This window comes from Okeania sp. SIO3I5 (assembly GCF_010672085.1).
GTDB lineage: Bacteria > Cyanobacteriota > Cyanobacteriia > Cyanobacteriales > Microcoleaceae > Trichodesmium.
In genome coordinates, this window is the sequence record NZ_JAAHHT010000005.1 from 21,466 (window position 1) to 45,802 (window position 24,337).

General features: G+C 39.5%; 13 protein-coding genes. 4 read left to right on the forward strand and 9 right to left on the reverse strand.

The genetic code is table 11. The features are described from left to right. Window positions 1-10 precede the first annotated feature (10 nt). Window positions 11-1,534, forward strand: coding sequence for a serine/threonine-protein kinase (locus tag F6K40_RS01855; RefSeq protein ID WP_293130546.1), 1,524 nt, complete (start codon window positions 11-13; stop codon window positions 1,532-1,534). Window positions 1,535-2,778: 1,244 nt separating this feature from the next. On the opposite strand, the gene F6K40_RS01860 is transcribed toward F6K40_RS01855, so the two are convergent. Next, the gene (locus F6K40_RS01860; protein WP_293130549.1) at window positions 2,779-2,988 is read right to left on the reverse strand and encodes a hypothetical protein; all 210 of its coding nucleotides are present in this window, start codon (window positions 2,986-2,988) and stop codon (window positions 2,779-2,781) included. Between the two features lie 79 nt (window positions 2,989-3,067). Between F6K40_RS01860 and gcvP the strand changes: the two genes are divergently transcribed. After that, entirely contained in the window at window positions 3,068-6,124 is a 3,057-nt protein-coding gene (gene gcvP / locus F6K40_RS01865; RefSeq protein ID WP_483143760.1) for an aminomethyl-transferring glycine dehydrogenase, read from the forward strand. A 432-nt stretch (window positions 6,125-6,556) separates the two neighbouring features. On the opposite strand, the gene F6K40_RS01870 is transcribed toward gcvP, so the two are convergent. The 5 genes from F6K40_RS01870 to F6K40_RS01890 all read right to left on the reverse strand — a co-directional run bounded on the left by F6K40_RS01870 (window position 6,557) and on the right by F6K40_RS01890 (window position 10,530). Continuing rightward, entirely contained in the window at window positions 6,557-6,982 is a 426-nt protein-coding gene (locus tag F6K40_RS01870) for a putative toxin-antitoxin system toxin component, PIN family (RefSeq protein WP_293130552.1), read from the reverse strand. Next, on the reverse strand, window positions 6,979-7,215 hold the full coding sequence (locus F6K40_RS01875) for a hypothetical protein (RefSeq protein ID WP_293130555.1): 237 nt from the start codon (window positions 7,213-7,215) through the stop codon (window positions 6,979-6,981). Before F6K40_RS01875 ends, F6K40_RS01870 begins: the two co-directional genes overlap by 4 nt. Before the next feature lie 476 nt (window positions 7,216-7,691). Then, window positions 7,692-8,054 carry a hypothetical protein gene (locus F6K40_RS01880; protein WP_293130558.1) on the reverse strand — a complete coding sequence of 121 codons (363 nt, stop codon included), beginning with the start codon at window positions 8,052-8,054 and terminating at the stop codon, window positions 7,692-7,694. A gap of 763 nt (window positions 8,055-8,817) precedes the next feature. Next, entirely contained in the window at window positions 8,818-9,936 is a 1,119-nt protein-coding gene (hrcA, locus tag F6K40_RS01885; protein ID WP_293130562.1) for a heat-inducible transcriptional repressor HrcA, read from the reverse strand. 231 nt (window positions 9,937-10,167) lie between these two features. Further along, window positions 10,168-10,530 (reverse strand): rhodanese-like domain-containing protein, encoded by a 363-nt coding sequence (locus F6K40_RS01890; RefSeq protein ID WP_293130565.1) that lies wholly within the window; start codon window positions 10,528-10,530, stop codon window positions 10,168-10,170. A gap of 145 nt (window positions 10,531-10,675) precedes the next feature. Between F6K40_RS01890 and F6K40_RS01895 the strand changes: the two genes are divergently transcribed. After that, window positions 10,676-11,383: a hypothetical protein gene (locus F6K40_RS01895; protein WP_293130568.1), complete on the forward strand. Its 708-nt coding sequence runs from the start codon at window positions 10,676-10,678 to the stop codon at window positions 11,381-11,383. Window positions 11,384-11,578: 195 nt separating this feature from the next. On the opposite strand, the gene F6K40_RS01900 is transcribed toward F6K40_RS01895, so the two are convergent. After that, window positions 11,579-14,779: a hybrid sensor histidine kinase/response regulator gene (locus tag F6K40_RS01900; RefSeq protein ID WP_293130571.1), complete on the reverse strand. Its 3,201-nt coding sequence runs from the start codon at window positions 14,777-14,779 to the stop codon at window positions 11,579-11,581. Window positions 14,780-15,196: 417 nt separating this feature from the next. Between F6K40_RS01900 and F6K40_RS01905 the strand changes: the two genes are divergently transcribed. Next, window positions 15,197-15,379, forward strand: a complete 183-nt coding sequence (locus F6K40_RS01905) for a hypothetical protein (protein ID WP_293130574.1) — start codon at window positions 15,197-15,199, stop codon at window positions 15,377-15,379. Window positions 15,380-16,013: 634 nt separating this feature from the next. Here F6K40_RS01905 and F6K40_RS01910 read toward each other — a convergent pair. Further along, the gene (locus tag F6K40_RS01910; RefSeq protein ID WP_293130577.1) at window positions 16,014-19,469 is read right to left on the reverse strand and encodes a DUF4347 domain-containing protein; all 3,456 of its coding nucleotides are present in this window, start codon (window positions 19,467-19,469) and stop codon (window positions 16,014-16,016) included. Window positions 19,470-20,281: 812 nt separating this feature from the next. Further along, a complete protein-coding gene (locus F6K40_RS01915) occupies window positions 20,282-24,220 on the reverse strand; it encodes a GAF domain-containing protein (protein WP_293130580.1) in 3,939 nt (1,312 codons plus the stop codon). Window positions 24,221-24,337: the final 117 nt, after the last annotated feature.

Here is a 24,337-nt window from a genome sequence, read left to right on the forward strand (position 1 = left end):
TTCTCCCTCAATGAGTTATTGCATTAATCCTCAATGCCCCAAACCAGAAAACCCAGACACAGCAAACTATTGCCAGAGTTGCGACTCTCCTCTAATTCTCGAGGGACGCTATCGTATTCTGAAAAAAGTTGGTCAAGGAGGCTTTGGTAAGACATTTTTGGCCGTAGACGAACAACATCTTCTGAAGCTCCCATGTATTCTGAAGCAAATATCATTTCCCACTCTCGACCCGGAAAGCTATGAGACAACAGCTAGATTATTTCGGCGGGAGGTAATGCGGTTGGGACAGTTGGGGCAACATCCACAAATTCCTCTACTTTTAGCTCACTTTCAATACAATCAAAATTTGTATTTGGTGCAAGAATATATTCAAGGTCTGACATTAAAGCAAGAATTACAACAAGGTCTCTTCAACGAAGAACAAATATGGCAACTTTTGCGGGAGTTACTGCCAGTATTACAGTTTATTCATCAACATCAAATTATTCACCGAGATATTAAACCAGAAAATATTATTCGTCGTACTTCTCCACCTATTAATTATCAAAAACCACCCCATCTACCGGGAGAAAATCAACTGGAAAAATTAGGAAAAGTGGGAGAAATTGTCTTAATTGATTTTGGCGTGGCGAAGTTGCTGACTGGTACTGCTTTGATTCGCACTGGTACTGTTATTGGCAGTCCGGAATATATGGCACCGGAGCAAACTAGGGGGAAAGCACTGCCAGCAAGTGACTTGTTTAGTTTGGGTGTAACTTGCATTCATTTACTAACGGATGTTGCGCCGTGGGATATGTTCGATGTTATTAATGACTGTTGGAGATGGCGAGATTTTTTGCCTAGTGGGGGTAGTGTGAGTCAACATCTCGGCAATATATTAGATAAGTTGTTGCAAAATTCTGTGAGTCAACGTTACCAGACTGCGGAACAAGTTTTGGAGGCGTTGGAGTCTCGCTCTAATATTGTTAGGCAACCTGTGAAAAATCTTGAGTCTTTAGCGTTGGGAAATCAAAAGTTGTCTCTGTTGCCATCGCTGCCGAGTTTGGTTGGGAGGTTGATTCCGCAAGTTATGACGCTGGATAAAAATGAATTAATTTCGGCAGTGGGGGTAGAGTATGGAAAATTGCAGTATTTGTTGGCAGTGCAAAAGTGGCAGGAAGCAGATATGGAAACCTGGGTAGTTTTGTGTGACGCTTTGGGGAAGAGGAGAAAAAGTTATTTGTTTCAGAACGATATTGATAATTTGCCTTGTGAAGATTTGCTGACTATTGATCGCCTCTGGGTGAAATATAGTAGGGGAAAATTTGGGTTTAGTGTGCAAAAACAGATTTATGAAAGTGTGGATAAAGATTATGGAAAATTTTGTAGTCAGGTAGGTTGGTTAACTTATAATTTGCATTTTCGCGATCGCGGGTTTAAGTTTAGAAATTGGTCACCAGTTGGTCATTTACCTTCAAGAATTTGGGTAGGTGGTAAGAAGTGGTGGATTCATGCTGAGGCAATGGCGAAAAAGTTAGATAAGTGTTTTTTTTAGGGAGTAGGGAATTTTCAATAATTGACAATTAATAATGGCTTTGTTACATAAAACCAACATTCCGCACTTCCTCCGCTTTGGAAATAAAAAGGCTGAAATTTTTATCTGTAAAAGCTTTGAGGTTTAATCAGCCACCCTTAACTATTGGACAATAGTGACAGCCAACATCAATTTGGGAAATAAAAGGCTGAAACTTTTACAGGTAAAAGCTTTGAGGTTTAATCAGCCACCCTTAACTATTGGACAATAGTGAGAGCCAACATCAATTTGGGAAATAAAAGGCTGAAACTTTTACCTGTCAAAGCTTTGAGGTTTAATCAGCCATCCTTACAGCGCTTTTCAGATTGATGAACCACATCGTCATAATCAAAACTCTGTAGTGGCGATTCGCGAATCGCCCTTACTGTGGTCTACTGAAATGAAAACTGCTGTAACTATTGGACAATAGTGAGAGCCAACATCAATTTGGGAAATAAAAGGCTGAAACTTTTACAGGTAAAAGCTTTGAGGTTTAATCAGCCACCCTTAACTATTGGACAATAGTGAGAGCCAACATCAATTTAGGAAATAAAAGGCTGAAACTTTTACCTGTCAAAGCTTTGAGGTTTAATCAGCTACCCTTAACTATTGGACAATAAATAAATTGATACGGAATGCGAGCAAACATATCGCGCTCGCTATAAGTTTCATGTCGCGAGCGAAAAAGCTGAACGGATGTTCTATTGCTACTTTCATGCAACAAAGCCATTAATAATTAATAATTACAGCAGTTTCGGAGTTAGTGAGGTACAGAGTTTTATCACTTTAGACTTCTTGCAGAAGTCAGGGAATAGGGAATAGGGAATAGGGAATAGGGAATGAAATTGTTGATTTAATATCTTGAATTGATTTCATTTTTTATTTTTGGAGATGTCTTTTAGTAAATATGAAAGAGAGATTAGTTTTCAACTGTACCTCACCATCCTAAAAAGTGCTGTAATAACAGAATTTACGCAGGTGAACCCAGAAACCGGGTTTCTCCTAGATGTCTCGTTTGAAAAACAAGGGTTTATCCAAGAAACCCGATTTCTTTACCTTACGCAGGTGAACCCAGAAACCGGGTTTCTCCTAGATGTCTCGTTTGAAAAACAAGGGTTTATCCAAGAAACCCGGTTTCTTTACCTTACGCAGGTGAACCCAGAAACCGGGTTTCTCCTAGATGTCTCGTTTGAAAAACAAGGGTTTATCGAAGAAACCCGGTTTCTTTACCTTGGGATGAATCTTTGTATAAAAGGGAAATCCCATCTTTTATAGTTCATAAACTCTAAAACTATAATTCCAATGTACACTCTCCACACCTCCCACACCTCCCACACTTCCCACACCTCCCACACTCCCCACACCTCCCACACTCCCCACACCTCCCACACCTCCCACACTCCCCACACCTCCCACACTCCCCACACCTCCCACACTCCCCACTCTATTCACTTGCATTAACTTATGAATTTTTGTTACAATTGTAATCAGAAACTGATTCTAAGGAACATCAAAGTGGTAGCAATATATCAATCTAATACAAAGTTAAGCAATCAACGACAACTAGCTAACCAAGGCCAAAAGTCAACGGACTTTTCTCAACGACATATTGGCCCTATTTCTGAGAAAATACAACAAATGCTGGCCGTATTAGGTATTTCGTCCCTAGATGACCTAATTGACAAAACAGTTCCGCAAAAAATTCGATACCAGCAACCCCTCAATTTGCCCAAGTCTCTGAGTGAAAGTGCTGCTCTTGCCCAAATCAAAGAAATAATCTCTAAAAATCAGGTATTTCGTTCCTTCATTGGTATGGGTTATTACGACTGTATTACTCCACCAGTCATCCTCCGCAATATCCTCGAAAATCCTGGTTGGTATACCGCTTATACTCCCTATCAAGCGGAAATAGCTCAAGGACGGATGGAAGCTTTGCTGAATTTCCAAACTATGGTTACGGACTTAACTGGTTTGGAAATAGCTAATGCTTCTCTACTTGATGAAGCGACAGCAGCAGCGGAAGCAATGAGTATGAGTTACAATTTGTGCAAAACTAAGGCAAAAGCTTTCTTTGTTGACTCTAACTGCCATCCTCAAAATATTGAAGTTGTCAAAACAAGGGCGCAACCATTAGGAATAGAAGTAATAGTCGGCGACTTCCGGACTTTCACTTTTGATGAACCAATTTTTGGCGCTCTCCTCCAATATCCTGCTACTGACGGAGCAATTTATGACTACCGCGAATTTGTGGAAAAGGTTCACGAGGTAAAAGGTTTAGTAACTGTTGCTGCTGACTTACTCAGTTTAACTTTACTGACGCCTCCTGGAGAGTTTGGTGTTGATATTGTTGTGGGTAATACTCAACGTTTTGGCGTATCTCTGGGATATGGCGGTCCCCATGCAGCTTACTTCGCGACTAAGGAAGCTTATAAACGACAAACTCCAGGACGTATCGTTGGGGTGTCTCAAGATGCTAATGGCAACCCAGCGTTACGGTTGGCACTGCAAACGCGGGAACAGCATATTCGCCGTGAGAAGGCAACGAGCAATATTTGTACTGCTCAAGTTCTGCTAGCGGTAATGGCAGGTATGTATGCGGTATATCACGGTCCCGATGGTTTAAAAGAAATTGCGGAAAATATCCATAATTTGACTTTTAAATTGGCAGAAGGTTTAAAACAGCTCGGTTATCAGATTGGTGCAGAACCGTTTTTTGATACTATTCGGATAACAGTGGGTGCTGACTCTCCTCTAAAAAGTGCAAAAGAAATTATTGATGCTGCTGAAAATCTAGGTATTAATCTGCGAACTTTTGACGAGCAAACAGTTGGTATTTCTCTAGATGAAACTACCACTGAGACAGATGTACAAAATCTGTGGCAAATTTTTGCTGGAGGGAAAACATTGCCAGATATCGAAAACGGAAACACTTTCCCCCTTTCAAAGGAAACCGAAAACATTCCCCCCCTTTCAAAAGAAACCGAAAACATTCCCCCCCTTTCAAAGGAAACCGAAAACATTCCCCCCCTTTCAAAAGAAACCGAAAACATTCCCCCCCTTTCAAAGGGGGGTAAGGGGGGATTCTCCCGTACTAGCAGTTATCTAACTCACCCAGTATTTAACAGTTATCATTCTGAAACAGAACTTTTGCGTTATATCCATCGTTTGCAAGCAAAAGATTTATCTTTGATAACATCAATGATACCCCTGGGTTCCTGTACGATGAAACTTAATGCTACCGCAGAAATGATACCTGTAACCTGGCCAGAATTTGCCAAAATTCATCCTTTTGCTCCCACTTCTCAAACTCAGGGTTATCAAATAATGTTTGAGCAACTAGAGGAATGGTTGGCAGAAATCACAGGTTTTGCAGCAATTTCTCTCCAACCAAATGCAGGTTCCCAAGGAGAATATACCGGTTTATTAGTAATTCGCGAATATCATGCTAACCGTGGGGAAGCACATCGCAATGTTTGTTTAATTCCTGAATCTGCTCACGGTACAAACCCTGCTTCAGCGGTGATGAGTGGGTTAAAAGTTGTGGTTGTGAAATGCGATAGCGAAGGAAATATAGATATTGCAGATTTGCAGACAAAGGCAGAAAAGCACAAAGATAATTTAGCTGCCATAATGATTACTTACCCTTCTACTCACGGTGTATTTGAGGAAGACATTGTTGATATCTGTGAAATTATCCACGGTTTCGGTGGGCAAGTTTATATGGATGGAGCGAATCTAAATGCTCAAGTGGGATTATGTCGTCCGGCAGAAATTGGTGCTGATGTTTGTCATTTGAATTTGCACAAGACTTTTTGTATTCCTCACGGTGGCGGTGGTCCAGGAATGGGTCCGATCGGCGTTAAGTCTCACTTAGCACCGTTTTTACCAGGGCATTCTGTGATTAATATTGGTGGCGAAAATTCTAGTGGAGCGGTATCTGCTGCACCTTGGGGAAGCGCCAGTATTCTGCCCATTTCTTGGATGTATATTGCCATGATGGGTGCAGATGGTTTGACTGATGCAACTAAGATCGCGATTTTGAATGCTAATTATATTGCTCAACGATTGGAAAGTTATTATCCAGTTTTGTACAAGGGTAAGTATGGGTTTATTGCTCACGAGTGCATTTTGGATTTACGTCCGGTGAAAAAGTTGGCTAATATTGAAGTGAATGATATTGCCAAGCGTTTGATGGATTATGGTTTTCACGCGCCGACAGTTTCTTGGCCGGTAGCAGGTACAATCATGGTGGAACCAACCGAGAGTGAATCGAAGGAGGAGTTAGATCGTTTTTGTGATGCGATGATTTCCATTCGTCAAGAAATAGATGAGATTGCAACTGGTAAAGCAGATAAAGAGGATAATTTATTGAAAAATGCGCCTCATACTGCCGAGAGTTTGATGGTTGATGAGTGGAACCATGGTTATTCTCGACAACGTGCTGCTTATCCTGCACCTTGGACGCGAGAGCATAAATTTTGGCCGAGTGTAGGGCGGGTTGATAATGCTTTTGGCGATCGTAACTTTGTCTGTTCTTGTTTGCCAATAGAAGCATACAGTGATAATGGATAATTGATAATTGATAATTGATAATGGATCAGGACTTACGCAAAACAGGAAATAAAACACCATTTGTAGGGGCGAATGGCATTCGCCCTCTACTGCATAAAGTGGTTCTGCGTAAGTCCTGTGGATAATGGATAATTGATAATGAGAAGTAACGCATCGCTTCTTCCATAATGTTCTGAAACTTAGCCAAAATTGTAGGGTGCGTTAGACGGCTGAAATTCATAATTTGAAGGAAGTTCAGAAATTCGTCGTAACGCACCGCCTCTTCTATGATGTTCGGTGCGTTATATCAAAGCCGGTAGCATTGGTGTTATTCAGTATTAAAGGTAAGAGTCTATATTGTAGGGGCGAATGGCCATTCGCCCCTACCTATTGTATGATGATCGATGGAATTATATTACTCGGAAGCCAATCTACTGGATTAATTATCTATTATCAATTATCCATTGGTGCGGACTGTTCAAATAACTGTTGAACTGACAAAATAGGCAAACTTGCACCAGCAAAATCATCAGCATTACGAGTAACAATAGCATCCACATTGCAAGCATAAGCACAAGCTAATTGCACTGCATCCTCAAAATCTCTCAAATTAGAAGCAAAAGCAGTTTCTAAAATATTGCGATTAACGTCGCAAATTTTCATTAATGCTAATGTCATAGAAACAGCTTCCCTTGCTCTTTCAAGACTTTTAGTTTGTTTTCTGACAATGTAGAAAATGTTAGTTAAAGTTGTTGCTGTGACATATCCTTCTATTTCCTGAAGTCTTAGAGCTTCAAATAAAGCATTAGCATCATTCAAAAAAGGCTCTCTCTCTAAGACAAAATCCAGGACGATATTAGTATCTATTAATACCCTCATTTTAGATATTTCTCCACTAAACGTTCTTCGAGGATAGCTTCAACTTCAGCATCAGTTGGAGGTGGACTATCTGTTTTTCCTATACCTCGTAACTTGTCTAAGAACTCTGGGGGTAACTGTGGACGAGGGCGGAGGTCTTCGTTCAAAGAATCTGCAATTGCCTTAAGTAATAACAGGCGATCGCTTACTGATAAATTCAGAGCTTTTTTTCTTAATTCTTGTAGTTCTGACATAATTTTTATTCCTTGAAATTGACTTGATATAAATATTAGAGAATGAATGTAGGGGTTTGGTTTCCCAACCCATACAGTTATTTTGCTATCTCCTTTTCATTTAATCAGGACTTACGCAGAACCACCATATCTAGTAGGGGCTTTCCGGCCGGAAAGCCCCTACAACTGGTGTATAATTTGCTATTTTGCGTAAGTCCTGTTAATATAAACCCGGTTTCTGCTTAAGTCCTAATTAATTCTGATTAACACCTATTTCCAGTGGTTTTTCTAATCTTCCACTTAACCACTATTCTGTAGGGTATGCGATCGCCAAAATATAGGAGCTGTCATTTCAGTTATCAGTTATCAGTTATCAGTTATCAGTTATCAGTTATCAGTAGCTCTGCTTGAAGTCAGAGGCTTAAAATATTGAACCTGTTTTTTTCATCCCCTTTATTGGGAAAGAGTAAACACAATTTTTTTTCACACTTGACAATCTAATTAACCTCAAAGTGTAACTTATAAAGTCTTAAACTTGGATGCTCAGTTAAATACCAATGACAGCCAGTATTAGAAGGTGAAGGTCTATTATTCAGTCGATACAAAAACATTGGTTCTTCTCTCAAAATCGCTTTCAACATCAAATCTTCCCAATCCTCATTGCCATGATCAAAAACCAAATAAGACTTACCAATATATCCTGTTTTGATCAAAACCTTTAGTAACCATCCCACAATCTCCTCAGTCTTTTCTGGTGAAAACTGACTATCCGTTAAACCATAAGTTTCAACCTCTAGTTTTTCTGATTTGGGTTGTAGTATTGCCAACAAACCTGATATAATATTTTTTAGTTTTCTCATATTTACATATTTAACTGCTTCATAAAACTGATATAAACAGGACTTACGCGGAACCTCCATATCTAGTAAGGGCGAATGCCATTCGCCCCTACATAAGGTGTATGATTTGTAATTTTGCGTAAGTCCTGATAAAATGTCACAAACTGACAGTCTAATGTGTACGGACTAAACATAGTTAGTATCCTGCTTCTAGTACGGACGTTGCATCACAAAAATGCGTTTCACATCGCACAGCGTTTCATGTCGGCTCTTAGCCGAAAACGTCACTACGTCGGTAGTTACTCATCCACAAGCATTGACAATAAAGCCTACCGCATTTCTCTTTCTTTATTCTAAAATAGCAATTCCCAAGAAGCGTGAGGTACAAAAAAATTCTAGGTTTTAGGGAACAGGAAACACAGAATGAATATAGAATAGAATAGAAATAAAAATAGGTGTACCTCATTAGTCTGAGAAACGCTATATAGCATTTCCCAGGTTAGTGAGGTACCGCTGCAGATCCCCCCTAACCCCCCTTGAGAAGGGGGGAACTGGAAGTCCCCCTTTTTAAGGGGGATTTAGGGGGATCGTTGATATACCTCACGCCTACTGAAAACGCTATATCAATTAGACTTCTCCAAAAATGACAAATAAAATCAATTCTTATCCATAAATTATCAATTACTCCCCTCTGTTCCCTGTTCCCTGTTCCCTGTTCCCTCTTTTAATGTCAAAAATATACTACTGCTACTGGTCAGGTAAAAGGCAAAAATTTACTAAAAACTTAATAACTTCCGATCGCTTCCGAGAGAAAATCAGCCGTAGATTTAACTAGAGCGATCGCATCCTCATAAACCATCCGAGTTGGCCCCAATACTCCTACACTACCCAGAGGAATTTTACCATTTCCATAAGTTGCAGAAACCAGGGCACAAGCTTGAATAGGTTCCAAAGGATTTTCTGAGCCAATTCTAACTCTCACCTGCGGATCTGTTTTTTTGGCAGTACCTCCAAATATTAAAGGCCACAGTTCCTCTTGTTTTTCTTCTAGTAGTTGAATAATAGTTTGGACTTGTTCAAGTTGGGAGAATTCTGGTAAACGCAGTGCTTCTGCTATACCACTAATCAAAATTTTAGTATAATCTGGTGTTTGACAGCGGAGAGTTAAATTTTCCAAAAGATTTTTGATTAATTCAGCGTATTTCTCGAACTCCCGATCTAGCTCACTCCAGTCCAATAAAGATAATTCCCCTATTCCTCGCCCTTTTAGTTGGCTGTTCAAAAAATTTGATAATATCTGTAACTCTCTATCAATATCTTCTAAGTTAGGGACTGCCGAATTATCCTGTAAATTTTGGCGATCGCTTGTCTGATTTATCGCCCTCAAGTCCATCAGCAGCGATTGAGTTTCATAAGTATTTGTCACTACAATCAGCATAATTTTTTCTCTTTCCACTTGTACCAATTGTAGATGTCGTAGTTTGGCCGTGGAAGTTTGAGGCATTGTCACCAAAGTAATATAACCACTCAGACTAGCTAAAATTTGAGCTGCTCCCTGGAGTACGGCCTCTAGGCGACCTTCTGGCCAATTCAGTTGTTTTTGTAAAAGTTCTTCAACTTCAAAAGCCAGATTTTCTGAAGGTGTCATTAATTGGTCTACATATATTCGGTAGCCTGAGTCCGAGGGAACTCTTCCTGCCGAAGTATGAGGTTGATATAACAGTCCACTTTTTTCTAAAAAGCTCATCCCATTGCGAATAGTTGCTGGACTAACACTGAGATTATACTCTTCTGCTGCTACAAGGGATTTTGAGCCAACCGGCTCTGCTGTCGCAATATAGTGGCGAACTGTTGCCCAGAGAATATGTTGATGGCGATTATTAAGCTTAACTTGCACTGACATGGATGTAGGTAAGTATATCGGTAAGCTACCAGACAATAAAAAAAAATTATCTTAAGATTATCTTAATTTAATCATCAAATTAAAGTGATTTTTCTTAATATAACTTAGTGCTTTATTGTGATAAAGTTACACCTATATGTAAATAAATATGTAGCCAAACGAACTTTCCTATATAGTAATTTAAAATCGCCGCTCCGTTAAATTTTCTATATCTAAATTAAATAGCTATAGTTAATAGCGAGGTATACTTCTATCTACTACCAATGAGTATGCGTCTATACCACCAATAATATTTTTAACATTTGTAAAACCCTGACTCTTCAACCATTGGCACATTTGAGCTGAACGCATTCCATGGTGGCACAAGACTAAGGTTTCGCGATCGGAGTCTAAATGGACATGAATTTGATCTGACCATTCCGGAAACTGACTTAAGGGTAAAACTTTAAAACCTTTGATGAAGGCTATTTCTACTTCTTGTGGCTCTCGAACATCTACTAATTGTAAATTTTCAGGAATACCATCTATTAGGCGACTTCCTAGCTCTTGGACAGTAATTTCAAGTATAGGTTCCGGGGAAAATTGTTGTGACATTTTTAGATACAAGAATTGATTAATTTACTAATAGAATAGTGTAAAAGTAAGCATTCAGCTATTATAACCTTCTGAATGTGGGCTTCACTAGATATACTAAATTATACAAACCAGTTAAGGTTGCGTGAGATTTGAGGAGGTTTCAGTGAGAAAAAAATATGATTACTATGGAGATTTGAAAAATAAATCTGAGTTGACAAAAATGTGTAGAGATGTTTTGACTAGCACCCCACCAGGAAAAATTCTTAAAGAAAATTCACCTGAATATTTACTAGGAAAATGGATTTTGTTGCGACGGCGATCGCACATTTCAATGTCCGATTATCCCCAGATAAAAATAGCTCTTGATTCTTGCGGAAAATATAGTGCATTTAATTATAAAAATAAGGATGGAGAATGGGAGCCTTACTCATATAGAAAAGCTTTAAATGAACCAGAAAAAAATAATAAGAAAGATGTGTTGGCAGCCTTTAGGTATGAAGTTAGGGAACAGATTAAAATATTTAGAAATCAAGCTTTAAAAGAAAAACCAGAATTACTTGATTTAGCGAAAAAAGATGCCTTTAATGTTCATACAGATCATATCATTCCAATGCATGTTTTGATGTCAGATTTGTTAAAATATGAAGAATCCAATATTAATGAGATAACAGTCTATACAAAAATTGATGATTTGGGGACTGAATGGCAAGTTTTATCTGATATAAATTTAGCTATAAAATGGGAAAAATACCATCAAAAAAACGCTAAATCAAGACTGGTAACAAAAGAAGAAAACCTATATTTAGCAGGTGCAAAAGATGTTCCTTTGTACAATTATAGAAGAAGAAGAGGTGAAACTTATGACACTTGAGATAAATACCATCAATACACAGGTCTTTTAAAAGCTGGTATCCAAACAAATTTGGATACCAGAAAGAGCCAAAATTGACAGCTCAAATGCTTATTTATTTTTCCTTTCCGAAAACAATAGATAATAACAAAAAAACCTTAATGGAACAGAATGGAACTGCTGATCTGCAAAATTAAACAATGTTGAATACTTACATTAATTACTCAAATATTTTTGTAAACTATTAATTAAATCTTGGTCTAAATAAGGTTTAGTTAAATAGTCATTTGCACCCAACTGTTTAGCTAACTGACGATACGGCTGACTCGCACGAGATGTTAACATTAATACAGGCATTTCCTCCTGAGAATATTGTTTACGACAACGACTAAGGAACTCAAAACCATTCATTTCTGGCATTTCCACATCACAAATAATAGCCTGAATTTGAGCATTTCGTTGTAGCTTTACTAATCCTTCTTTAGCATCTTTAGCTTGCACCACATTATATCCTGATTTCTGTAAAGTTTGAGAAATAGTTTGACGAGTAGTTAAAGAATCATCTATTACTAAAATAGTTGTTAATTTAGACAAAGCAGACTGTTGAGATTTCTTCTGAATACCAGGCAATTTATGAGTATTTGATTCTCCCTGTTGTAATGTTTTTTCTAATAATTTAATTCCGTCAATAACTGGTACTAAACTGCCATCTCCTAAGATTGTGCAACCATAAAAATATGATGGTGCTGTTAAAACTTTGCTAAAAGGTTTAATCGTCAAATTTTGTTCCATTAATATTTGTTCAATCTTGATGGCAATTGTATCTGTATCTTCAGAAATTAATAACAACATTACTTTGCCTTGAGAGCTTTTACCATAAGGATTTTTGCCAAATTCAAGAGCTTTTTGCTGGATATTTTCTAACACTATTGGATAATTATAATCTGATACAATTGATGGTGCTATTGATACTTTTTTGCCTTGCCAAGTATAAGTTTCTTCCCCTTTTTTATTTGATTTAATCTCACTTGGCTCTGCATAAACAATCGTTGCTAAAATATCTAGCGGAATCGCAAATAAATTGTTTTTTATACGAAAAACTAATAATTTTGTAATTGTTAAAGTCCAAGGTAATCTGAGAAGAAATCTTGTACCTTTACCGATTTCTGATTGAATAGTAATATTACCTTTTAATGCTTCGATTTGACGCAATACTGCATCTAACCCCACTCCTCTTCCTGACAAATCGCTCACTTTTTCTTTAGTTGAAAAGTCAGGATAAAATAAGAATTGATATAACTGTTTGGTTGATAATTTTGTGGCTTCACTAGCAGAAATCAGTTGCTTAACTATAGCTTTATTCCGAATTTTTTCAACATCTATACCTCCACCATCATCTTGAATTTCAATATAAGTATAATTTCCTTGATAATAAGATTTGATAGTAATTATTCCTACCTCTGATTTACCATTAACTTGTCTTATTTCTACAGGTTCAATACCATGATCGAAAGCATTTCTCAGTATATGAACTATGGGGTCATATAATTTCTCTAAAACTGCTTTGTCTAACATAGTATTCATCCCAACTAATTCTAGTTTTACCTGTTTTTGCTTTTCCACTGATAAATCTCTAATCATTCTGGGGAATCTATTAAATAATGATTCCACAGGTAACATTCGAGTTTTATTAAGATGACTTTGTATTTGTTGTAAGGTTTGTTGCCTTTTTTTGACAACTTGTTGAGTTTGCTGATGTAATAGTTTAATATCGTCTACTGCTTCTCCTATTTGAGAAATTTCTTCTGTAAGATTTGGAATTATATTTAGTAGAGATGCTAGTTTTTGATTTTGAGGATTTGATGATTTTTTGAGTTTCTCAGAAAAGGCGGTAATATCTTGGAGATTCATAATTAATTGCTGAAATCTTTGCCATCCTTTGTCTAAAGTTTCTATTGAAGCTTGAGTTTGTTGATTTTGGAGAATAAAACTATTATCTTGAGTGGCTAATTCTCCTACTAAATTATTCAACATTTCTAGCCGTTTAAGGTCTATCCTAATACCTAAAGTAGACTGGGATTGAGAACTGTTAGATTTTTGCTCAATTTGCTTTGGATTGTGAGTGATTTCTGTTACAGATTCTTCTTGCTCAGAATTAGAAGTTGGAGTTTTAGTTGTATTTGTTATCTGTGCTTTTTGACCTTGATTTTGATTGGCAACGTTAGATTTTTTAGTGACTTGATTTACTTTTTCTGCCTGGGAATTTTGAGTGACTTCTGGTGCAGAATCTTTTTGCTCAGAGACATTTACTGATGTTGTTGCAGTCTGAGAATTTTGAGTTTTAGTTATGTTATTTGCTGCTGTTTTTTGACCTTTTTTTTGATTAGCAACGTTGGATTTTTCAGTAGATTTATTTACTTTTTCTACCTGGGAATTTTGAGTAACTTCTGGTGCAGAATCTTTTTGCTCAGAGATATTTACTGATGTTGTCGCAGTCTTAGACTTTTGAGTTTTAGTTGTGTTATTTGCTTCTGCTTTTTTACCTTGATTTTGATTAGCAACATCGGATTTTTCAGTAGCTTGATCGACTTGTTTCTGCTTAGTAGTTGCGACAGCTTTTTTAGGTTTGAGCGGGCGCGTCAATTTGACTAATGTCGGATTTGGTTTTCCACCTTGAGCGCGATCGCCTTCTAATACTGCTTTTTGTCCTGCCCAAAAATCTGCTAAAGCTAGTTGACCTATTTTTGCCGTATATTTCGGATTTACCTCTAGCGCTTTAATTGTAGTTTTAGCAATAGAAGTAAACCCAGGCAAATTCAGCATTGTGCCCAAAGTCGCAAAAACTTCTGCTTGTCTGTGCAACTCATCTTGAAGGGATAAACCAGTCTCGGAAATATTCTTTCCAGATAACAAATTTTCCCAACGGTGCAAACCAGAAGGTATTTCCTCTGTAAACAGAAATTTAGCCATATCACCCTGTTCCATTGGTACTTCTGGAAACTCTGCTGCTTCCTCTAGGGAATGCCCAAGTTTATTTTCCAACTGCTCAAAAACTTGCTTCGCCTTAGTAAGAGCTGTATTTTCATCATAGTTACCTGTTTCAATTTGTTTTGTAGTAGGCGATTGCAAACAGTCAAAAGCTTGTAGCAGTAGATTCTCTAACTCCAAGTCAAAAACAGTATTTTCCTGATAAAGAGCTCTAATACCATTTTCTAAGTCATGGGCAATTGTTTTAATTCCCATGAAACCAAGACAAGCGGCACCACCTTTAATTGAATGAGCTGCCCGCATTAATTTATGAAGTGTTTGCAGTTCATGCTCTTGAGAAATATTAATTAATCCTTCCTCAAGAGTTTGCAGTAATTCAGTAGTTTCTTCTACAAAAAATTCGTAAGCTTGATTATCAATTTCAATCATAGGGAATAGGGAATAGGGAATAGAGAGTAAATTTTCTCGCTTTTATATTATACAGGACTTACTCAGAACCGACATATTTAGTAGGGATGAATGGCGTTCTCCCCTAGGGATAGCATATTGTCTAAGAATTTGTGTAAGTCTTGATTATATCTTCAGGACTTACGCAAAACACGAAATTATACACCATCTGTAGGGGCGAATGGCATTCGCCCTATATATAGTGGTTCTGCGTAAGTCCTGATATTATAGCACTACGCAAATAGTTTAGGAGATAATATTATAGCTAACCAAGCGGATTTGAGATCAGGAGTCAGGAGTAGGGGCGAATGGCCATTCGCCCTTATATCAAGTAACATTAATCAACCAAAAAGTAGGGACGTTGTATGCAACGTCCCTACAAGGTTATCGTTTTTTTTTATGTGGTTCATTGATCTGAAAACTGCTGTAATATCATGTCCGGTAGCATCGGTATTGTATAGAGAAGGTAAGGAAGAAGTAGGGGCGAATGGCCGTTCGCCCCTACAAGAGAAGGAAAAACCTTACATGACGGTAAATATTTCCCCAATTTTTATACAAACGATACCAACGGACATGATATAAATCATTGCGACTGGAACGGAATAGAAAGAAGCAATCTCCTAAATTCCTGAGATTGCTTTCACTTCGTCGCTGCGGACGACTGTGCTTTATATCATGTCCGGTTGAATAGTTATAAATAAGGAAGGAGGAGTCAGGAGTCGTAGGGGCTTTCCGGCCGTTTGCTTCGCATAACTATCGTTAACGCCCGTACAGGAGAAATGAGGGAAGAGAAGAGAGTTTGAATGTATAAGGAGGAAAAAGTTTTTTGGTCGCGTAAGCGGAAGGTCGTTCTATCACGCTCTGATCCGGACATGATATTATACTTTCAGGACTTACGCAAATTTTTAGACAACACGCTATTCCTAGGAGGGCGAATGCCATTCGCCCCTACATCTGGTGTATATTTTCATATTTTGCGTAAGTCCTGACTTTATTACAGCGCTTTTGAGTTGAGTAGAACACAGTAGGGATGTTCCATGGAACGTCTCTACAGGGTTTTGGTTGTGACGATGTGGTTCATCAAGAAAGAAAAGCGCTGTAGCACTTACGCAAAGAAACCCGGTTTCTACGATAAATCATTGTTTTGAGCAATAGATGTTTACGAGACCGGGTTTCTGGATTCACCTGCGTAAGTCCTGTTTATATCAAAACGATGCTAAATAAAATCAATCGTATCGATGGAGTTATGATCGACTCCGTCCAAAATAGCCAACTTTTCCCCACTAGCGGTGTCCTTAATCAAAGTAGAACCCCCTGAATTCTGAATAGTCAGACCCCCAAAAGTCAGACCTCCTTCTAACTTAATCAAATCAGATCCATCCTCAAAATCGAAGATAGTATCTTTACCCATTCCCGGTGCTAACACAAAGGTATCGTTGCCTGCATTGCCGTAAAGACTATCCTTGCCAACACCCCCATCCAGGAGGTCGTCTCCAACACCCCCTTCCAGAATATCGTTGCCTTTTCCTCCATTAAGAGTATCGTTACCTTCACCACCTATCAGACTATCCTTGCGATCGCCACCGTCCAGGAGGTCATCTCCAATACCGCCGTCTAGAGTATCCTTACCATTTTCTCCATTAAGAGTATCCTTACCTTCACCACCTGTCAGACTATCCCTGCTATTACCGCCGTTGAGGAGGTCGTCTCCAACACCGCCGTCAAGAACATCGTTGCCGTTTCCTCCCAGGAGAGTATCGTTACCTCTGTCTCCATTAAGGGTGTCGTTATTGTCACCGCCGTCGAGACTGTCGTTTCCTAAACCACCTGTCAGAATATCGTTACCCTTTCCTCCATTAAGGGTGTCCTTACCGTCGCTACCTACGAGACTATCCTCGCGATCGCCACCGCTGAGGAGGTCGTCTCCAACACCGCCGTCTAGAGTATCCTTACCATTTTCTCCATTAAGAGTATCGTTACCTTCACCACCTGTCAGACTATCCCTGCTATTACCGCCGTTGAGGAGATCGTTTCCAACACCGCCGTCAAGAATATCGTTGCCTTTTCCTCCCAGGAGAGTATCGTTACCTCTGTTTCCTTTAAGGGTGTCGTTATTGTCACCGCCATCGAGACTGTCGTTTCCTGAACCACCTGTCAGAATATCGTTGCCTTTTCCTCCCAGGAGAGTATCCTTACCTTTGTTTCCTTCTAGGGTATCACTTTTGTTACCGCCGTCCAGGAGGTCGTTTCCAACACCGCCGTCTAGAATATCCTTACCATTTTCTCCTTTGAGAGTATCGTTACCCCTGTCTCCTTTAAGGGTATCGTTGCTTGTACCCCCTTCTAAGAGGTCGTTACCCCGATTTCCTGTCAGAATATCGTTACCCCTGTCTCCTTTGAGAGTATCACTACCCCTGTCTCCTTTTAGAGTGTCGTTCCCCCTGTCTCCTTCCAGGAGGTCGTTTCCAACACCGCCGTCTAGAATATCTCTACCATTTTCTCCTTTGAGAGTATCGTTGCCACCATCGCCGTTAAGGGTGTCGCTGCCGTTGCCTCCGTTAAGAGTATCGTTGCCCGAACCTCCTTCGAGGAAGTCGTTTCCAGGACCTGCTATCAGAATGTCGTTGTCTGCTTCTCCCAGGAGAGTATCGTTGCCACCATCGCCGTTAAGGGTGTCGCTGCCGTTGCCTCCAGATAAGTTGTCGTCGCCTCTGCCACCGCTGGCTTCATCATTGCCGTCGTTGCCGAATATAGTGTCGTTACCGCCGAAACTGGAGATGGTGTCATCGCAGTCGGAACCGTCTATTGTTTCTGAGCTGGCAGTGCCCTGTAAGGCTTGGCATTCAGAGAATTTAACTACATAGCCATCCCTCCTACCATTATTAGTCAGGTCATTCGTGTTATTTTGATCAATGTTAATGTTATTGTCTGAGAAAGAGCCTGTTACCAAAACGTTGTCCTTACTATCAGTAGCTATCCCCCAGCCATGGTCAAGACCGCTGCTACCTATTTCCTCAGCCCAGACTAAATTACTGTTACTGCTGAATTTAACTACATAGCCATCCCTCCTACCATTATTAGTCAGGTCATTCGTGCTATTTTGATCAATGTTAATGTCACTGTTTGAGAAATAGCCTGTTACCAAGACATTGCCAAGACTATCAGTCGCTATATCATAGCCACCATCACGATCAATGCTGCCGATTTGTTCTTTCCATTCTAAATCGCCGTCGTCGTTGAGCTTGACTACATAGCTATCCTGAGCACCATTACTGGTAAGGTCAATGGTGTTATCTTTGTAGATATCCATGTCACCGATCAAACGACCCGTAACTAGGACGTTATCATCAATGTCGGTAGTTATCCCAATGCCTAAGTCACCCCTACCACCACCAATATTTTTAGCCCATTCTACATCACCATCGCTGTCGAGCTTGGCTACATAGGTGTTAAAGCCATATTGAACAGCGCTGGGAATAGCACCAATGTTAATGTCCTTTTCAAAATAGCCAGTAATCAAAACATTATCGTTGCTGTCAGTAGCTATGCCCCGGCCCTCGTCACTATCGAGACCACCTATCTCTCTAGCCCACTCTAATGTGCCATCGTTGAGAAATTTAGCTACATAGGCATCTTTGTTGCCATGACTATTGATTCCGATATTCATTTCGTCTTCAAAAGAGCCAGTTACCAATACGTTGTCGCTGCTATCTATAGCTATATCATGGCCAGTATCATAACCACTACCACCGATTTCTTTAGCCCAGTCTAATGTTCCGTCGCTGAAAAATTTGACTAGATAGGCATCTATACCACCATTACTGCTCAGGCCAGTTCCACCTCCGCTGATTCCGCCGATCTGGACACTGTTTTCAAAATTGCCAATGGCAAAGATATTACCATTACTGTCTGTAGCTATTTTCTGACCCCATTCATAACCGCTGCCACCAATTTCTGTAGTCCAGTCTAATGTACCATCGCTGAGGAATTTTGCTACATAGCTATCAGAACCGCCATTACTTTGTATGGTATTTCCGTTGATGTTGATGCTATTTTGAAAGCTCCCCGTAACCAAGACGTTATCATTGCTATCGGTGGCTATCCCCCAGCCTTCATCAAATCCGCTACCGCCTATTTCTTCAGCCCATTCTAATTTTGGCTTTGGATTTAAAACATAAGCATATCCCTTCCTGACTTCCGGCAACAACGCCAAAACCGACTGCATCTTACCCGTAGTAACCTCTAACTCCCAATTTCCACCTTTAGTTGCATTTCCCGTTAAAGTTTGAGAAGCTGCAATTTCTGCCCCTGTCAAACCTCGCAACTTACTCACAAACTCAGCACCCGCATCCCCGGCAGCAACATTACAACCATAAAGTAGCAGATTATCAATTTGCCACTCCTCTAATTGAGCCTGGTAACGTCCGAAAGTATCTAAACTAAGTTGACTGTTACCCAAATACAAACAACCAGGACTTCCGTGGGAAATAATGTGAACAATTTTTAGCTCTGGATGCTGCTGTAAAATTTGGTGGATTTGCAGAAAGCCATCAGTAGCCTCGTCGAGTCGGAATGCTTGGACTTCTGGGAGAATGCCCTCAATTAGTTGCTGGTAGTTTTCTAGCCCAGCATCAATAAATGCGGCAGTGTGGAATTTTGCACTGATTTTCATAGTTAGACCTTTTTGAATAATTATCTATGAATTAATCAGGTAGTCTCAGAAATTTTATGAAAAATTTCTCTCCGGGTTTACATAGAACAATTCAAAATTCAAAATTCAAAATTCAAAAATAATCCCTGACTGAACACCCGCGTGTTTAGCCATCAGCGTTTTTTGCTGCTTATTTGGGTGCAGTTCAGCCCATGAATCCTCGTAGCATAAAACAGATAATCCCAGATTTTTATAGATCATACCAGATTTTAGCCAACAGTTACAAACCCTAGGGATGCTGGTGCGTTGCCACCCACCCTACTGAACTAACAACTTAATCCGTACATCCGTGGCATAATCCGTGTGAGCGTTATGGTTGTTGGGTTGATCCTAACGGATCAGCTCCGCTAACGTTCCTCAACCCAACCTACGCCTTACTACGTCTTGCTGAACTAACAACTTAATCCGTATATCCGTGGCATAATCCGTGTGAGCCTTATGGTTGTTGGGCTTCGGTATTCCTCAACCCAACCTACGCCCTACTGAACTAACAACTTAATCCGTATATCCGTGGCATAATCCGTGTGAGCCTTATGGTTGTTGGGCTTCGGTATTCCTCAACCCAACCTACGCCCTACTGAACTAACAACTTAATCCGTATATCCGTGGCATAATCCGTGTGAGCCTTATGGTTGTTGGGCTTCGGTATTCCTCAACCCAACCTACGCCCTACTGAACTAACAGCTTAATCCGTATATCCGTGGCATAATCCGTGTGAGCCTTATGGTTGTTGGGTTTCGGTATTCCTCAACCCAACCTACGCCCTACAAATTCTAATTCACCTTAAACTCAGCAACATTCTTTTCTAACTCTCCAGCAACTGCTAGTAACTTATCAAAAGAATTCACCACAGTCATAGATTGCTCAGAAGTTTGATTAGCGATCGCTGCCACTTCCTGAATTGTCTTTGACAGTGCGCTAGAAGTATCAGCTTGAGTAGTAGCAGAAACAGTAATCTCCCCTACCAACTCACTAATTTGTCCGCTCACATCCAACACATCTGTCAAAGTTTGTCGCGCTCCTTTAACTAACTGAGTACCAAGCATGACTCGCTTTCGTCCGACTACCATAGCTTTAATAACTTCAGTAGTGCCAGATTGAAGTTCCTCAACAATTTGTTCTATTTCCTGAGTAGCAGTAGCTGACTGTTCCGCTAGAGAACGTACTTCACTAGCAACCGTAGCAAACCCTTGATCATCTTGCCCCGCTCTGGTTGCCTCTACCGAAGCATTCAAAGCCAAAACATTTGTTTGATTTGCCAAATCATTAATCAAACTCAGTACCCGGGAAATCTTCTTAGAAGTTTCTCCTAAACTCTTCACCTTCCGAGCAGTTGCTTCCACTGTTTTCTGAATTCCCACAATCCCATCCACAGTCTTGTTCATGGCAGCATCACTCGTTTGGAGAATCTGATTTGCCTGCTGCACCTTAGTTTCTGCTTGTTGAGCATTAGCTACCACTGCCTTCACAGAATTAGTCATCACCTGAATTTGTTGGAGAGCATTAGCTATTGCTTCAGCTTGACGTTGAGCTTCACCAGACAACTTTTTAATTTCTGTTTCATTCCCTTCCGTTGTCGAACTCACAACATTTGTTGCCGACTGCACCTGCAATACCAACTGCTGCAAGTTTTCAATCGTGGCATTAAAGAAATCAGCCACAGTTCCCATTACCCCAGTTGTTACACCAGCTCGCACTGTCAAATCCCCATCAAAAGAATTTTCGATTTCTGCCAAAAACTTTTCGATCTGATTTTCTAATAATTCTTTTTGCTGTTGCTGTTCAATAGATATACTTTCAGCTTTTTGACGAGCTTGTTCAATTTCTTGTAATAAAATCGCCTGATCGAGAGCATACCCGATCTGTAAAGCCACCTGCTTAAACACCTCAACATCTGACTCTAACCAGTTGCGAGTTTCAGAACATTGATGCACACCCAATAAACCATATAAAGTTTGGTTCACCAAAATCGGAGCCACCATATTCGCCTTAACCTGCCATTTTCCTAATTGTTCTTCATGGCAAGCTGTCAAACCTGCCTTACTCACATCTGGTGTAACCTGTACCCTTCCTTGACGATAGGGTTCCACATAATCTGCTGGAAAACAAGTTACCTCAGTTTCCATCTCTGCAATATTGATATACCCCTGTCTTACCGCTTCACTAATAATCTTGCCATCCCAGTCTTCATCAAAGCGATAAACTACCACCCGGTCAGCTTCTATTAATTTTAGTCCTTCTTCTACTCCGGTACGGAAAATGCGTTCGATATCAAGAGATTCCCGAATCCTTAAGCTGATTTGATTCAGTTTTTTTGACTGTTCAACACTCGTCCTTTGTTGTTGTATCAGATTTTCCTGTTCGACTGCAAAACCAATTTGAGTTGCTAATTGCTTAATGAAATCAACTTCCGAGTCTTTCCAGTTCCGGGGAGCAGAACATTGATTAGTCACAAAGAAACCATACAGCTTTTTCTCAACAATAATTGGAGCTGTCAAAGTCGCTTTAATTTCTAGAGGTTCAGCATCTTTTAAATAACATTCGGTATTCTTAGCATCATCAATCATAGTTTGGGAGGGATCGTGCAGATTATTAAATACCTTAATTCGTCCTCGCAGATAAGCTTTAATATGATGTTCCTTAAAACATTTACTGTCTAGCTTACTATCCAGAGCAGCAGGCCACATACTATCTACTGATTCAGCTACAACAGTACCATTGTAGTCATCATCTAACTTATAAATCATCACTCGATCTGCTGCTAACACTTGACGAGTCTCCACCACTACAGTGTTAAAAATATCCTGTTCGTTCAAAGATTCCCGAATCATCGAACTAATTTCATTCAAACGTCGTGCTTGTTCAGTCGCGACTTTTTGCTGTTCTAAAAGTCTTTTTTGTTCTAAGGCAGTGCTGAGTTGGGTAGATAACTGTTTAACAAAGTTGATTTCTGATTCTTGCCAACTTCGAGGTCGAGAACATTGATGAATAATCAATAAACCATACAGTTGTGCTTCTACTAGAATTGGAGCAACAATATTGGCTTTAACTTCAAAGGGTTCTAATAGTTTAAAGTGACACTCAGCTATCCCAGATGCTTTAATATTTTCAATTGTGCTAATTTGCCCCCGCAGATAAGGTTTAAAATTTTTGGCAAAGCAAGGATCGGCTATTTTCTGACCTAGAGTTGCTGTCCAACCCTGACCAACTGATTCTGCTACCACTGTACCCACCATATCTGCATCAAACCGATAGATAATCGTGCGTTCTGCTCCCAGAGCATTACGAGCTTCTTCAATAACAGTATCAAAAACTTCTTCAGTATTCGTGGTACTCCGCAGACTGTTGGAAATTTCATTTAATAATCGAGCTTGTTTCGCTACAGCTTGTTGGCTTTCTAATAGGTATGCTTGGTCTAGAGCATACCCAACTTGAACACCAACTTTCCCCATCAAATCTATTTCTAATTCTGTCCAAGCTCTGGGACCAGAACATTGATGAGCAATTAACAGACCTTGCAGTTTTTTCTCTACTACAATGGGAGCAACTAAATTAGCTTTGACCTCAAAAGGTTCCAGTTGACGGATATGACAATCAGTTAATCCCGCTTCATAAACATTTTCTGTAGCTTTAACTCGTCCTTGTTGATAGGGTTGTACATAGCGATCGGCAAAACAGGGGTCAGCAATTTTTGCTCCCAAAGCTTTTGGCCAGTTACTATCAACTGATTCAGCAATAACTGTGCCTTTCCAATCGCTATCAAATTCGTAGACTACTACTCGGTCTGAATTTAAAGCACTGCGGGTTTGTTCGACTGCAGCAACTAATATGTCTTTCAGATTCAGAGATTTACGAATTTCGGCATTAATTTGATTTAATTTTTGAGCTTGTTGAGTAGCTACCCGTTGTTTTTCTAAAAGTAACGCTTGGTCTACAGCATAACCCAGTTGAATTGCCAATTGCTGGAAAAATTCTATTTCTGATTCTATCCATTGTCGGGGTTCAGCACAATGATGCGCTATTAATAAACCCATTAATTCTCCATTGGCAAGAATGGGAGCGACTAAGTTGGCTCTAACGGCAAAGGGTTCAAGTTGACCAATGTGACATTCTGTTAATCCCGCTTCGTAAATATCAGCGATCGCCCTGACTCGCCCTTTTTTATAAAATTCTACGTAGCGATCGGCAAAACAAGGGTCAGTTATTTCAGCTCCCAGAGATTCTGGCCATTTCACATCTACTGATTCGGCAATAACTGTACCTTGCCAATTTTTATCAAATTCATATACTACAATCCTGTCTGTTTGTAAAGCAGCTCTGGCATCTTCCACAACAGTTTTAAAGATATCTTCAACGTTAAGAGATTCCCGAATATTAGAAGTTATTTGGTTTAATAATTCGGCTCTTTCTGCTGCTGCTCCTTCTGTTTCTATTAATGATTGAAGTTGATTAATTCTGACATCAATATTAGAGCGTAATACTGCTAAATCTTCTGCTAAAGCATTAGTTTTTGCTTTTAAACCTAGAGAGCTTTGTGAAGAAGATGTTTGGTTAGTATTTGGCTGCCACACTTCTACTGGCACAATTTTCACTTCTTCATTATTTGATTCAGATTCTGCAGTTTCTTGATGAGATTTTTGATTGTAATCTTTAGCTTGATTTGGCACTCTATTATCTTGTTGGTTTGTTTTTCTAAAACGTGTCTGTGTCATAATTTTATTACTTATGGTTAATGAGGAATTAATTCATGGATGTAACTAATTTTTTGATTCTGAATTCTAAATTTGTTAACTCCATTGCAAAAACAAATTCTGACTCCTGACTCCTTT

Excerpts from the sequence above, each read along its gene's own strand:
- F6K40_RS01855 (WP_293130546.1), top strand. The coding sequence starts at position 11 with ATGAGTTATTGCATTAATCCTCAATGCCCCAAACCAGAAAACCCAGAC.
- F6K40_RS01870 (WP_293130552.1), bottom strand. The coding sequence starts at position 6,982 with ATGAGGGTATTAATAGATACTAATATCGTCCTGGATTTTGTCTTAGAG.
- F6K40_RS01875 (WP_293130555.1), bottom strand. The coding sequence starts at position 7,215 with ATGTCAGAACTACAAGAATTAAGAAAAAAAGCTCTGAATTTATCAGTA.
- F6K40_RS01880 (WP_293130558.1), bottom strand. The coding sequence starts at position 8,054 with ATGAGAAAACTAAAAAATATTATATCAGGTTTGTTGGCAATACTACAA.
- hrcA (WP_293130562.1), bottom strand. The coding sequence starts at position 9,936 with ATGTCAGTGCAAGTTAAGCTTAATAATCGCCATCAACATATTCTCTGG.
- F6K40_RS01890 (WP_293130565.1), bottom strand. The coding sequence starts at position 10,530 with ATGTCACAACAATTTTCCCCGGAACCTATACTTGAAATTACTGTCCAA.
- F6K40_RS01900 (WP_293130571.1), bottom strand. The coding sequence starts at position 14,779 with ATGATTGAAATTGATAATCAAGCTTACGAATTTTTTGTAGAAGAAACT.
- F6K40_RS01905 (WP_293130574.1), top strand. The coding sequence starts at position 15,197 with ATGTGGTTCATTGATCTGAAAACTGCTGTAATATCATGTCCGGTAGCA.
- F6K40_RS01910 (WP_293130577.1), bottom strand. The coding sequence starts at position 19,469 with ATGAAAATCAGTGCAAAATTCCACACTGCCGCATTTATTGATGCTGGG.
- F6K40_RS01915 (WP_293130580.1), bottom strand. The coding sequence starts at position 24,220 with ATGACACAGACACGTTTTAGAAAAACAAACCAACAAGATAATAGAGTG.